This window comes from Pseudomonas sp. PGPR40 (assembly GCF_022014505.1).
Classification (GTDB): domain Bacteria; phylum Pseudomonadota; class Gammaproteobacteria; order Pseudomonadales; family Pseudomonadaceae; genus Aquipseudomonas.
Genome location: NZ_JAKLSP010000015.1, coordinates 58,701 through 70,862, shown reverse-complemented (window position 1 = coordinate 70,862; position 12,162 = coordinate 58,701). Strand labels below are relative to the sequence as shown.

11 protein-coding genes are annotated in these 12,162 nt (G+C 59.9%); 4 read left to right on the top strand and 7 right to left on the bottom strand.

The window, feature by feature from the left end; genetic code table 11:
- Positions 1 to 10 precede the first annotated feature (10 nt).
- Positions 11 to 760 carry an enoyl-CoA hydratase-related protein gene (locus tag MEB48_RS14615; protein WP_237884869.1) on the top strand — a complete coding sequence of 250 codons (750 nt, stop codon included), beginning with the start codon at positions 11 to 13 and terminating at the stop codon, positions 758 to 760.
- Positions 761 to 926: 166 nt separating this feature from the next.
- Here MEB48_RS14615 and pyk read toward each other — a convergent pair whose 3' ends face one another.
- Complete coding sequence (gene pyk / locus MEB48_RS14610) at positions 927 to 2,378, bottom strand: pyruvate kinase (RefSeq protein WP_095054382.1); 1,452 nt, start codon at positions 2,376 to 2,378, stop codon at positions 927 to 929.
- 171 nt (positions 2,379 to 2,549) lie between these two features.
- Here pyk and MEB48_RS14605 point away from each other — a divergent pair, with 171 nt between their 5' ends.
- Positions 2,550 to 2,927, top strand: a complete 378-nt coding sequence (locus tag MEB48_RS14605) for a tetratricopeptide repeat protein (RefSeq protein WP_237884868.1) — start codon at positions 2,550 to 2,552, stop codon at positions 2,925 to 2,927.
- Between the two features lie 243 nt (positions 2,928 to 3,170).
- Positions 3,171 to 3,530 carry a PilZ domain-containing protein gene (locus MEB48_RS14600; RefSeq protein ID WP_237884867.1) on the top strand — a complete coding sequence of 120 codons (360 nt, stop codon included), beginning with the start codon at positions 3,171 to 3,173 and terminating at the stop codon, positions 3,528 to 3,530.
- A gap of 74 nt (positions 3,531 to 3,604) precedes the next feature.
- Here MEB48_RS14600 and MEB48_RS14595 read toward each other — a convergent pair whose 3' ends face one another.
- The 6 genes from MEB48_RS14595 to MEB48_RS14570 form a co-directional block, all read right to left on the bottom strand.
- The gene (locus MEB48_RS14595) at positions 3,605 to 4,936 is read right to left on the bottom strand and encodes a DUF58 domain-containing protein (protein ID WP_237884866.1); all 1,332 of its coding nucleotides are present in this window, start codon (positions 4,934 to 4,936) and stop codon (positions 3,605 to 3,607) included.
- A 187-nt stretch (positions 4,937 to 5,123) separates the two neighbouring features.
- Positions 5,124 to 6,125 (bottom strand): AAA family ATPase, encoded by a 1,002-nt coding sequence (locus MEB48_RS14590; RefSeq protein WP_237884865.1) that lies wholly within the window; start codon positions 6,123 to 6,125, stop codon positions 5,124 to 5,126.
- Positions 6,122 to 7,285 (bottom strand): DUF4350 domain-containing protein, encoded by a 1,164-nt coding sequence (locus tag MEB48_RS14585; protein WP_237884864.1) that lies wholly within the window; start codon positions 7,283 to 7,285, stop codon positions 6,122 to 6,124. The genes MEB48_RS14590 and MEB48_RS14585 overlap by 4 nt, the downstream gene beginning before the upstream one ends.
- Positions 7,282 to 8,826: a DUF4129 domain-containing protein gene (locus MEB48_RS14580; protein ID WP_237884863.1), complete on the bottom strand. Its 1,545-nt coding sequence runs from the start codon at positions 8,824 to 8,826 to the stop codon at positions 7,282 to 7,284. Before MEB48_RS14580 ends, MEB48_RS14585 begins: the two co-directional genes overlap by 4 nt.
- The gene (locus tag MEB48_RS14575) at positions 8,813 to 9,790 is read right to left on the bottom strand and encodes a stage II sporulation protein M (protein ID WP_237884862.1); all 978 of its coding nucleotides are present in this window, start codon (positions 9,788 to 9,790) and stop codon (positions 8,813 to 8,815) included. Before MEB48_RS14575 ends, MEB48_RS14580 begins: the two co-directional genes overlap by 14 nt.
- Complete coding sequence (locus MEB48_RS14570) at positions 9,787 to 10,512, bottom strand: RDD family protein (protein WP_237884861.1); 726 nt, start codon at positions 10,510 to 10,512, stop codon at positions 9,787 to 9,789. The genes MEB48_RS14575 and MEB48_RS14570 overlap by 4 nt, the downstream gene beginning before the upstream one ends.
- A 177-nt stretch (positions 10,513 to 10,689) precedes the next feature.
- On the opposite strand from MEB48_RS14570, the gene sbcB reads away from it, so the two are divergent.
- Positions 10,690 to 12,120, top strand: a complete 1,431-nt coding sequence (gene sbcB, locus MEB48_RS14565) for an exodeoxyribonuclease I (RefSeq protein WP_237884860.1) — start codon at positions 10,690 to 10,692, stop codon at positions 12,118 to 12,120.
- The last annotated feature ends 42 nt before the right edge of the window (positions 12,121 to 12,162 follow it).

Sequence of the window (12,162 nt, the reverse complement as noted above, 5' to 3'; positions counted from 1 at the left end):
GAGACTCACCATGCCCGATACCATCCGATTTGAACGCGAGCGCGGCCTGCTGACCCTGCGCATCAATCGCCCCGAGAAGAAAAACGCCCTGACTCGCGCCATGTACAGCCACCTGGCCGAGGCTTTGAAGCAAGCCGACACCGACCCCGAAATCAATGCGGTGCTGATCACCGGTGGCGCTGAGTGTTTCACTGCCGGCAACGATATTTTTGATTTTCTTCAGCAACCCCCGAGCAACCTCGACAGCCCGGTATTCCACTTCATGCTCAATTTGCTGGAGTGCCGTAAACCGGTGATCGCCGCCGTGGCCGGTGCGGCGGTAGGGATTGGTACGACGATGCTGCTGCATTGCGATCTGGTGTATGTCAGCACGGATGCGCGGTTGCGCATGCCGTTCGTCAATCTGGGGTTATGCCCGGAGTTCGGTTCCAGCCTGATCCTGCCGCGCTTGCTGGGGCATGCCAAAGCGGCGCAGTTGTTGTTGCTCGGCGAAGCGTTCAGTGGTGAACAGGCGGCAGCGTGGGGGATAGCGACTGAAGCGTTGGACAGTGGTGAAGCGGTGTTGGCCAAGGCTCGGGAGATGGCGTTGCGGTTCGATGCGTTGCCGACCGAGGCGGTGCGCATCACCAAGCAATTGATGAAAGCGCCGGATCGGGAGCAGTTGCACAAGGTGATAGAAGAAGAGGGTGCGCTGTTCACCCAGCGGCTGCGTTCGCCGGAAGCGATGGCGGCGTTGTCGGCGTTTATCAGCAAACACTAGCCGATCGTTCCCACGCTCTGCGTGGGAATGCAGCCCGGGACGCTCTGCGTCCCAAAAGCCGAACGCGGAGCGTCCGTTGAGGCATTCCTTTGCTGCGCGTGGGAACGATCACCAAAAAGCCCCGCCATTCACATGGCGGGGCTTTTGTTTTTCAGCGGTCCGGTACTCAGACCATCTTGTCGCCAACGTGCAGGATTTTCATCCCGTTGGTGCCACCGATGGTGTGGTAACTGTCGCCCTTGGTCAGGATGACCCAATCGCCTTTCTCGACCACACCCAATTTGAGCAACTCGTCGATCGCGGCCTGGCTGACTTGCTCAGGCGGCAAGGATGCCGGGTCGAACGGAACGGTGTAGACGCCACGGAACATGGACGCCCGGGCCTGGGTTTCGCGGTGCGGGGAGAACGCGTAGATCGGCACCGAGGAACGGATGCGCGACATGATCAACGGCGTGTAGCCACTTTCGGTCAACGCGATGATCGCCTTCACGCCCGGGAAGTGGTTAGCGGTGTACATGGCTGCCAGTGCGATGCTCTGGTCGCAGCTTTCGAAGACCTTGCCGATGCGGTGACTGGAGGTCTTGCTGGTCGGGTGCTTTTCAGCGCCGATGCAGATGCGCGCCATGGCCTGTACGGCTTCCAGCGGGTACAAACCGGCAGCACTTTCGGCCGAGAGCATCACGGCGTCGGTGTAGTCGAGCACGGCGTTGGCTACGTCGGACACTTCGGCGCGGGTTGGCATCGGGTTCTGGATCATCGACTCCATCATCTGGGTCGCGACGATCACAGCCTTGTTGTGGCGGCGTGCGTGCAGAATGATTTTCTTCTGAATGCCCACCAGCTCGGCGTCGCCGATTTCCACACCCAGGTCACCACGGGCCACCATCACCGCGTCGGAGGCTTTGATCAGGCCGTCGAGGGTTTCGTCGTCGGCCACGGCTTCGGCGCGTTCGATCTTCGCCACCAGCCAGGCAGTACCGCCGGCTTCGTCGCGCAGTTGACGGGCGTATTCCATGTCGGCGGCGTCACGCGGGAAGGACACCGCGAGGTAGTCGACTTCCATTTCGGCGGCGAGCTTGATATCGGCCTTGTCTTTCTCGGTCAGGGCCGGTGCGGTCAGGCCGCCACCGCGACGGTTGATGCCTTTGTGGTCCGACAGCGGGCCGCCGATGGTCACGGTGCAGTGCAACTCGGTGGCGGTGGCGGTATCGACGCGCATGACCACGCGGCCGTCGTCGAGCAACAGCTCGTCGCCCACGCCGCAGTCTTTCACCAGGTCCGGGTAGTCGATGCCGACCACTTGCTGGTTGCCTTCGGTCAGCGGATGGCTGGTAGAGAAGGTGAACTGATCACCGATCTTCAGCTCGATCTTCTTGTTGGCGAATTTGGCGATACGAATTTTCGGGCCTTGCAGGTCACCCAGCAGGGCGACGAAGCGGCCGTGCTTGGCGGCGAGGTCACGCACCAGCTTCGCGCGAGCCTTGTGCTCGTCGGGGGTGCCGTGGGAGAAGTTCAGACGGGCGACGTCCAGGCCAGCCAGAATCAACTGTTCGAGAACTTCCGGCGAGTTACTGGCCGGGCCAAGGGTAGCGACGATTTTGGTACGACGGACGGACATGCAAAGACTCCTGAGTTCAAGCGCAAGCAGAGGCTACTATGGTCCGTGGGTGTAGTCATTGTTCGTTTGCACTACTTATTGCTTTCTTTATTGAACGGTACAGCCTGGTGCAAATGCTCCTGAAGATTTCTGGCCACGAGTCGATACAGAGCGCAAGACAGGAGATCCCCCATGCGATTCGTGCTCATTGCCATCCTTGCCCTCAGTGTTGTGGGCTGCACCCGTTGGTCGATGGACCACCATTTGAATAACGCCTACAGCGCCTATGAGCGCGGCAACTGCGAGCAGGTGATGCTCGAACTGTCCAAGGTCGAGCGCGCCAGCCGCGCGCGGCCTTATGTGTGGCCGGAAGTCTCGATGATGCGCGGCCAGTGCCTGGAACGGCAGAAAATGTTCATCGACGCGGTCCAGACTTACCAGTTCATCATCGCCTCGTACCCGCAGAGCGAATACGCCTACCGCGCCCGTGCCCGCCTGGAAACCTTGCAGAGTCTGGGGCATTACCCGACCCGCAGCGCGGCGGCGATGGTACGCCCGACGCCGTTCTGATAGCCGTTGTCACTGAATGTCTGGCTGACCGGCGGCGGTGAGCTATAGTCGAATAAATCGGTTTAGAGCCTTGTTTCTAATTCGAGGTAACACCTGTGATCGGCAGCAGTAAGTGACAGCGGCTGGATGGACTGTCGCACCGGGATCGGGGAGAGCGCGGCTTATGCTAATAAAGCAATAGATCAGGCCCGTTCCGAAGCATTAGTGCGGCCCTGCTTAAGGGCCTTGCGTAGCGAAATCAGCATGTTCACTGACCGCCGGATCGAGCGGCATCAACTGCCGTATTTTCTCAAAGTGTTCAACAGCGTCACCGACAAGCCCATTGGCTTTCTGGGCAATCTGTCCGAGGACGGGTTGATGCTGATCAGCCAGTTGCCGATGATGGTGGGCGCCGTTTTTGATCTGCGCCTGAAAATCCCCATGGACGGCAATTGTCAGCAGGTGATCGACCTCAACGCCTCTTGTCTGTGGTGTCACGAGGACGCAACCCCCCACCACTATGACGCCGGCTTCAGCCTGCAACGGGCACCGCCGGAGTATGGGCAATTGGTGATGGCGTTACAGCAGTACTTCAGCTTTCAGCCGTTGCCGACCTCTGCCTGAACACACCGATTTTTTTGTAGGAGCCAGGCTTCCGTTATTTCGGCTTAATCACCCGCTCGCAATCCTGCGTGCTGTCACATTGCGCCTGCTTTTTTCCAATGCAGATATTGTGTCAGTAGCTGTGCACCCAACTGTTGAGGCCGGACATTCAGCACAAGTATTCCATGGGCGCACAATCGCTCATGGAGTTCGTCCCGTGCATTCAAATATTCCACCGTCCCACAATAGGCCAGTGCATCCGTCAAGGTCTGCACCTGCCCATGCCGCAGGCTGTCGAGCCTCTCTTCGCACAGGCTCGCCAGTAACACGCGGTGCTGTTGGCCTAAACGCTTGACGGCGGTAAGCAGCTCTTCATCGTCCTCATCCCGCAGGTTGGTCACCAGCACCAGCAGCGCCCGGCGCTTTTGCCGGGCGAGCAATTGGTTGGCAACGGTCTGGTAGTCGGCGGGGCGTTGGCTGCTGTCCAGGTCGTAGACGGTGTTGAGCAGTACATTGAGCTGGCCGCTGCCTTTGGCCGGGGCGAGGTAGCGGGGCTGATCGCTGGCAAAGGTGCTCAGGCCGACGGCATCGCCTTGACGTAACGCGGTGTAGGCGAGCAGCAGACAGGCGTTCAATGCATGATCGAAGTGGGACAGTTCGCCGTCCTGGCTGCGCATGCGTCGGCCGCAGTCGAGCAGGAAAATGATCTGCTGGTCGCGCTCGTCTCCGTACTCCCGGGCGATGGGAGTGCGATGGCGGGCGGTGGCTTTCCAGTCGATCTGGCGCAGGCTGTCGCCTTCGCGAAATTCGCGCAATTGATGGAATTCCTGCCCCTGGCCGCGACGTTGACGCTGGCGTACGCCGAGCTGGCTCAGCCAGTTGTCCACCGCCAGCAGTTGTCCGCTGTGGAGACGGGCGAAGTCGGGGTAGACGCGGGTGTGATCAACCCTGTGCAGCAGGCGTTTGTCGGACCACAGGCCCATGGGGCTTGGCAGGTGGAATTCGCAGTGTTCGAAGGTGAAGTGCCCGCGCTTTAGCGGGCGCAATCGATAGCCGATCAGGCTTTGCTGGCCGGGTTGCAGTTCGACGGACAATGGAAGGTGTTCGAAGTCCAGGCCGTGCGGCACATGGTCGAAGATGTGTACGTTCAGTGGTTGAGCACAATCGTGCTCGACCTCCAGTCGCACTTCACTCCATCGACCGAGCGCCAGGCTGCCAGGCATTTGCCGTTGTACGCGGGGCGAGGGCAGGCGTTTGAGGCGGATGGCGTCGAGTATCGCCAAAGCCAGCAGCGCTAACAGCAATCCCCAGTTGATTGACAAAAGGCTCGTTGGAACCTCGATGTCCAGTGCCCGCAATGCGCCCAGCACGATGCCGATGGCCAACAGCATTGCGAGCCAGATCAGCAGCAGGCGCGAAGGTTTCATCGGCGCATACCTTTTGTGGCAAAAGAGCTTTTTGTGGCGAGAGAGCTTGCTCCCGCTCGACTGCGCAGCCGTCGTAAAACAGGTAGGTGCGGTTTGCCTGACATCGCGCATCGCCTGGTTTTGAGGCTGCTTCGCACCCCAGCGAAAGCAAGCTCCCTCGCCACAGGGTTGGTCTGCATGACCGTGTTCACAGGCGCGGCGCCGGGACTTGATCGAGCAATTGCTTGAGCACCTGATCGACTTCCAGCCCTTCGATGTCAAGCTCCGGGGCAATTCGCACACGATGACGCAGAACGGCCGGCGCGCAGCCTTTGATGTCATCGGGAATCACAAACTCACCCCCGCGCAACAAGGCCCGGGCGCGGGCGCAACGTACCAATGCAATGGAGGCGCGTGGCCCGGCACCGAGGGTCAACCCTGGCCAGGTCCGGGTGGTGCGGGCCAGGCGCACGGCATAATCAAGCACCTGATCGTCCAGCGGCAGATCACTGGCAATGCGCTGCAAGGCCAGCACGTCCTTGGCTTGCAACACGGTGCGCAACGGTTGCACATCAAGCATGTCGGCCCGGGTCGAGCGGCTGACCTGGCGCACCATGTTCAATTCCTGATCGGCATCGGGATAGTCCATCCGCACCTTGAGCATGAAACGGTCGAGTTCAGCTTCCGGCAAAGGATAAGTGCCTTCCTGTTCGATGGGGTTTTGCGTGGCGAGCACCATGAACGGTTGCGCGATGGGCAGGGCACGGCCTTCAAGGGTGACCTGGCGTTCCTGCATGGCTTCGAGCAGCGCTGCCTGGGTTTTCGCCGGGGCGCGGTTGATCTCGTCGGCGAGCAGCAGATTGGTGAACAATGGGCCTTTGCGCAGTTTGAATTGCTCGGTTTGCAAGTCGTACACCGCGTGCCCGGTGACATCGCTGGGCATCAGGTCCGGGGTGAACTGGATCCGTGCGAATTCACCGCCGAAGCAGCGAGCGAGGGCGCGCACCAACAACGTCTTGCCCAACCCCGGCACGCCTTCGAGCAGCACATGGCCGCCAGCGATCAGGGCGGTGAGCACATCGTCGATCACGCTGTCCTGGCCGATTACGGCTTTCTGCAATTCCGTCCGTATCGCTTGGGCCAACTGGCTGGCGCGCTGGCGCTGCTGGTTGGCGTGGGGCTGTGTGCCGGGCTCGAACTGTTCACTCATAAGGCGTTCCTCAAGGTTTGCAGGTGGGCGACCTGACGGCTGAATTCAGCACTGGACAGCCGCTGCTTCGGTCGCGGGCTCATGGCCTGGCTGATGGCGCGTGTGGGTTGGCCAGTCAGGCGTGCGAGCACCAGCCATTGTTCGGCAACGACAAGTTGTTCAAAACCGGGATGACGGTGACGGACACGACGCAGGATGTCTTGTTGCAAGGCTTGCAACAGGCTGTGCTGACCATTGTGACGGAGCATGAAATCGGCGCTGGCACGCAGGTGTTCCTGAAGCTGACGGCGCGCTCTTGGCGCCGGCTCCAGCAACGGACCGTTACGCACGCCGACATGCCAGAACCCGAAACCGATCAAGGCGATCAGGGCCACCAAGGCTTGTGGGAAGTAGCGCCATAGCAAGGTCAGCAAGCTGTCGTGATCGGTATTGAACAGCAGGGTCACGTCGGTGTCGGCCGTCAGGTACCACAGCAGCCAGGCATTGTCGTACTGGTCGATGGCCGGGGTTTTCCAGAGGTCGGCGTCGGTGACCACGGTGATCGAACCGTGCCCGTGAATCAGTTGCATCATGTGCGTGGCCTTGCCGCTGTTGGCCCAGGCCTGGGCGAGGTTTTTCGGGTCGTCGAGGTGGAACGCGGTATCGAAGCTGAAGTAGGCCGGGGCCTCTTCGTTTTCCAAATAAAGCTTGGTCAGTTTGGGGTAGGGATCGTCAACAGGATCGGGCGGCGGTTCCTTGAGGTCTTTGCTCAGGGACTGGTGCAGCTGCACCCGGTCGAGCAGCAGGTCATTGCTCTGACCGGCCTTCTCATCCCACAGGGCTTCGGCGACGAATAAAAGACGTCCACCGGCCCGGGTCCAGTTCAACACCTGATTCACCTGTCGCGGCGACATATTCGTCCGATCGCCGAGCAACAACAAACTGCGCTGATAGGGCTCGAGAGTCGGCAAGATGTCGAGGGTGTTGGCGTGATTGACGGTGAGGCCTTGTTTGCGCAGAAAATGCTCAGCCGCCAGATAGGGGTTGGCCTGGGCTTCGGGGGACGGGCCATGATCGATTTCTGCCTGATAGGGTATGGCCTTGAAATACAGGTAAACGCTCAGCGCACACACGAGCAGGGCGATGATCGCACCGACCGAAAGCCATAAACGCCGGTTCAACGGATCGCTCCCGGACCGAACAGCGCGCGCCAGCCATCACAAAGTTCCTGTTGCAAATGCGCGGGGGGCAATCGATGCCCATACGCCATGTTTTGCCAGTGCCCGGTGAGGTTTTTACTGAAGGCCAGCAAGGCAGGTTGTTGCAATTGTTCAACGCGCTGAAGCACTTCGCCTTCGGTATCGGCGGGTTTGAGCGCCATGTTGAAGTCGTGCAACAAGTGGCTGAGCAGGGCGCGATAGAGCAATCCGAGGGCTTCACGGGGATTGGTCTGCCAGAGGTTTTCGGCGCTGGCTGCAATGTCGGCGGGCAGGGTTTCGCGGTTGAGGTCCAGGCCGAACGCCTGCTGCGGTAATGGCTGCGCGACTTTGCGATTTGACGTTGGTCGGCGGCTGACAAAGGCCCGCAGCCAGTCGCGGTAACGCCAGATCAACAGCCCAATGGCGCCGATCACCGTGCCCCACAGCAACACTTCGATCACGCTGGCCAATACCCCAAAGCGTGGGCTGTCCAGCAAGCTGAACAGCGCCTTCAGCCATGCCGGTGTTTGACCATTGTCCGCAGTTTCGGAAGCGGGTTTGTCTTCGCCAAAGCGATAGCGCGTGACCGTTTCCTTGTTCTTGAACGGTGGTTGTTCGAGGATGGCCTTGATGCTGTCCCGGGAGGCCTGGCTGGTCAGTGGTTGGTCCAACAGACGCGGACTGTCCGGTGAGATAACCGGTTCGGCGGCCCAGACGTTTGGCATCATCGGCACCAACAGGACCGCGGCCAGCAGCAGCGTGACGACCGCGCTGCTCAAGCGTTGGCGCATTCGGCGAAAGACCAGCTCTATATCCCAGGCTTCCAGCTGCGTGCGCCGGTTCAGATAAAGGCTGAAACCGCAGGCCACATAAATCGGTTCCCAGACAATCAGCACCAGAACGTAAAAGGTATTGGTCAGGTGTTCCAGCCAGCGCCAGTCTTGTGTGGCGGCGGTAATCAAGGTCTGCCAGCCCCAGTCGAGTTCGATCTGTTGTGGCAAGAGCATATAGAACAGCACCATCAAGCCGATCCATAGCGCGGTTTCCAGATGCACGCCGATGATCGTCAGCCATCGTGCGGCACCCGCGTTGCGCTGTAGCAACACGCGCAAACGTTGTTGGCGTGCTTCGCCCCCCAAACCTTCGAGTTGCACCACCGGCATCAGAAAACTGCGGCTCAGGCTCAAGCGACGCCAGGTCAGGCTGACCAGCAATTGCGGCATTAGCAGGCGTGGCCATTGGCGCAGGGCCTGTTTCAGCGTGGGGGTTTCGCCGAACATGGCTTTGGACAGGATGTACAGCGGCAGCCGATCGAACGCCGGTTTGAGCCACCAGAACAGGAATACGACAAGGGAGGGCGAATCCCACAGCAGCAAGGTGAGCAGGGCGAAGATCGGCAAGGTCACGACCGCCCAACTGGTCATCAACAGGCGTCGATGGCGCTGGCTCAGCAGCACTCCCAGGTCCATGGCTTCCCAGGTCGTGCGTGGACGGATCACCACACTGGCATCACTCAGGCGCATGGCGAGCCCGTCCGGCGAACAGCAGATAAGTCGCGACCAACAACCAGAGCGCCGCGCCGACCAGGTATTTGGTCAGCGGCGTGAGCCCGGTCCGCGACGACCAGTAGGCTTCGATAAACGCCGCAATCAGCAGAAACAGCATGGCCCCGCAAATCAGCAACACGCTCTTGCGCGCAGCCAGTAGCAGGGCTTCGGCGCGTGGCAAGCGTCCCGGCGCGATCAAGGCCCAGCCCAGTTGCAGGCCTGCGGCACCGGCCAGGGCAATGGCGCTCAGTTCGAAGGCGCCGTGGCCGATCACGAACGACCAAAAGGTTTGCCCATAGCCGATGTGCGTCAGGTGCCCGGCCACCGCACCGATCATCAACCCGTTGTAGAACAGGAAAAACGCGCTGCCCAGGCCAAACAGCAAACCGCTGGCGAAGGTCTGAAAAGCGATGCCGATGTTGTGCATGATGTAATAACCGAACATCACCCAGTCTTCACTGGCCGCCCGTTCGGCCGAACGTCCCAAATGACCGGCGACGGGGTCGTACATGCTTTGCATCTCACTGACCTGTTCGGCCGGGATCAGGTTGTAGACCAGCTCCGGGAACAGATACACCAGCAATGCGAAGCCGATCAGGCTGCCAAAAAACATCAGGCTGGCGGCAAGGACGAAACGCCACTGCTCACGCACCAGTCGCGGGAAGTCGGCGAGGATGAAACTTAGCGCGTTGGCACCCAGTCGACTGCGATGGCGATAAAGCTGTTGATGCCCGCGCAGCACCTGCTGCTGCAATGAGTCGATCAGGAAACTGCTGTAACCGCGCTCCCGAGCGAGGGCCAGGTGGTGACAGATCCGTCGATAGTCGCTGGGGAAACTGGCGATTCCAGAGGCGTCCTTGCCTCGTTCCAGCCGTTCAAGCATGAGTGCAAACTGCTCCCATTCGGCGCTGTGGCGACTTTCGAACAGGCTTTGCTTCATGTGGGCCCCAACAGTCCACGGGCGATGCCGTTGAGTTCGGCCACCGCCTGTGGCTTCGATACCTGCAACGGTTGCGCGAGTATCGAGGCCAGTTCATTGGCCCGCGCCCCGGAGAGTTCGCCCTGGCGTTCGGCAAACCCGAGGATGGCGCGTTGCTCGGACAGCGTCAGCGCGAAGGCTGCGCGCCGGGGCGGGACATCCGGCAGTTGGGGGCGGCTGAGTGGTTGTTCGCGGTAGATCACCAGCGTGCCAGCGGCCAGGTCGCCGAGGCGCTTGAAGGTGGGATGTTGCAGGCAACTGATCGCCCCGAGGAAATAACCGAACGGCAGCATGTCGACAAATCGCAGCAGGTTGCGCAGCAAGGACGCGGACCAGCCGATCGGCGTGCCATCGTCCTGCACCACGCGCAACCCCATCCATTGCTTGCCCGGCGAACGGCCCTGATTGAGCACCTCGAACAACACCATGTACCACCAGCTCACCACGAACAGCAGAATCGAGCCAAGCCCTGCACCGAGTTTTCCGAGAAACGCCAACACAATAAACAGCAGGCCCAGGACCAACCCACGCAGGCCCAGGTCGATGGCGAACGCCAGCGCACGTACCATCAACCCGGCCGGGCGCAGTGGCAAATCGATGCCTTCGGGCGTTTCGACGTGATACCGCGTGTCCAGTGGCGGGGCCAGCGTTGCTTTCCGTGGCGGTGCTGTGGGCTCGAGCATGGGCAACCTTGATGTAGCCTGGATTCGATGTCTGTCCGATGCTAGCAGCCTCTCGGGGGAAAACGACATAACTATGTATTGCACATCATGTGACGCGAAGTGATTGAATGATGCGGTGCTGGCCGCGATGGCGGTCGTGCGCCTAGACTTCGCCGATCTTCAGTTCAGGAACCGCCCGTGACTTCAATCTTCTGGTACGACTACGAAACCACGGGCATCAACCCCCGTTGCGATCGCCCGCTGCAAGTGGCGGGGATTCGCACCGACTTCGCTCTCAATGAAATAGACGAACCGGTCAACCTTTATTGCCAGCCCAGTGACGACATCCTGCCTCATCCGGCGGCGTGCGCGATCACCGGTATTACGCCCGGTTGTCTGGCCGAGCAAGGTTTGAGCGAAGCCGATTTCATGACACGGGTTCATGCCCAGCTCGCGGCGCCCGGTACCTGTGGGGCGGGATACAACACCCTGCGTTTCGACGATGAGATGACCCGTTACAGCCTGTATCGAAACTTTTTCGACCCTTATGCACGGGAGTGGCAGGGTGGCAACAGCCGCTGGGACCTGATTGATGTGGTGCGCGCAGCTTATGCCTTGCGTCCCGATGGCCTCGTCTGGCCCAAGGACGACGAAGGGCGAGTCACGCTCAAACTCGAACGTCTGACCGCCGCCAATGGCATCGATCACGGGCATGCACACGAGGCGCTGTCGGACGTTCGCGCCACCATCGCCCTGGCGCGTCTGATTCGGGAAAAACAGCCGAAGTTGTATGAGTGGTTGTTTCAATTGCGCAGCAAACAAAAGGTCATGGATCAAATTCGGCTGTTGCAGCCGATGGTGCATATTTCCGGACGCTTTTCGGCGGCCCGCAACTATGTGGGCGTGGTGCTGCCATTGGCTTGGCATCCACGCAATCGCAACGCGCTGATTGTCTGTGACTTGCACCTGGACCCTCAGGGGCTGCTCGATCTGGATGCCGAAACCTTGCGTCAGCGGCTTTATACCCGCCGCGATGACTTGGCCGAAGGCGAACTGCCGGTGCCGCTCAAGCTCATACACATAAACAAGTGCCCGGTAGTGGCGCCATTGTCGGTACTTCGTCCTCTGGATCAGCAACGTTTGGGGCTGGATATGGCGCTTTATCAGCAGCGGGCACTGCGGCTAAGTGACGCACAACAAGTTTGGCGAGATAAAGTAACGGGGATTTACGCCAGCGACGATTTCTCTCCGAGCCTGGACCCCGAGCAACAGTTATACGACGGTTTTATCGGTGATCGGGACCGGCGTCTATGTGAGCAAGTCAGAATCGCCGACCCTGCGCAATTAGCACAAGAACAGTGGCCTTTCGATGATGAACGTTTGCCTGAATTGTTGTTTCGTTATCGCGCACGCAACTTTCCCGATACGTTGAGCTTTGAAGAGCAAGAGCGCTGGCGAATTTTCTGTCAGCAACGTTTGACTGCGCCGGAGTGGGGCGCGCCAAATACGCTGGAAAGTTTTCTGAAGGAAGCCGCGCAATTGACGATAAATGCTACATCGTTTCAGCGAGAGGTCCTGAATGAATGGCAAAATCATGTCCAGGTATTACGCAATCGTTTGAATCTTTGAAAACGAAAATGATCTTCACTTGAATTCCGGGCATAAAAAAAC

What these genes read in the sequence shown, in the direction of transcription:
- MEB48_RS14570 (WP_237884861.1), bottom strand. Translation starts at nt 10,512, where the DNA reads ATGCTCGAGCCCACAGCACCGCCACGGAAAGCAACGCTGGCCCCGCCA.
- MEB48_RS14600 (WP_237884867.1), top strand. Translation starts at nt 3,171, where the DNA reads ATGTTCACTGACCGCCGGATCGAGCGGCATCAACTGCCGTATTTTCTC.
- MEB48_RS14605 (WP_237884868.1), top strand. Translation starts at nt 2,550, where the DNA reads ATGCGATTCGTGCTCATTGCCATCCTTGCCCTCAGTGTTGTGGGCTGC.
- MEB48_RS14575 (WP_237884862.1), bottom strand. Translation starts at nt 9,790, where the DNA reads ATGAAGCAAAGCCTGTTCGAAAGTCGCCACAGCGCCGAATGGGAGCAG.
- MEB48_RS14595 (WP_237884866.1), bottom strand. Translation starts at nt 4,936, where the DNA reads ATGAAACCTTCGCGCCTGCTGCTGATCTGGCTCGCAATGCTGTTGGCC.
- MEB48_RS14615 (WP_237884869.1), top strand. Translation starts at nt 11, where the DNA reads ATGCCCGATACCATCCGATTTGAACGCGAGCGCGGCCTGCTGACCCTG.
- pyk (WP_095054382.1), bottom strand. Translation starts at nt 2,378, where the DNA reads ATGTCCGTCCGTCGTACCAAAATCGTCGCTACCCTTGGCCCGGCCAGT.
- MEB48_RS14580 (WP_237884863.1), bottom strand. Translation starts at nt 8,826, where the DNA reads ATGCGCCTGAGTGATGCCAGTGTGGTGATCCGTCCACGCACGACCTGG.
- MEB48_RS14590 (WP_237884865.1), bottom strand. Translation starts at nt 6,125, where the DNA reads ATGAGTGAACAGTTCGAGCCCGGCACACAGCCCCACGCCAACCAGCAG.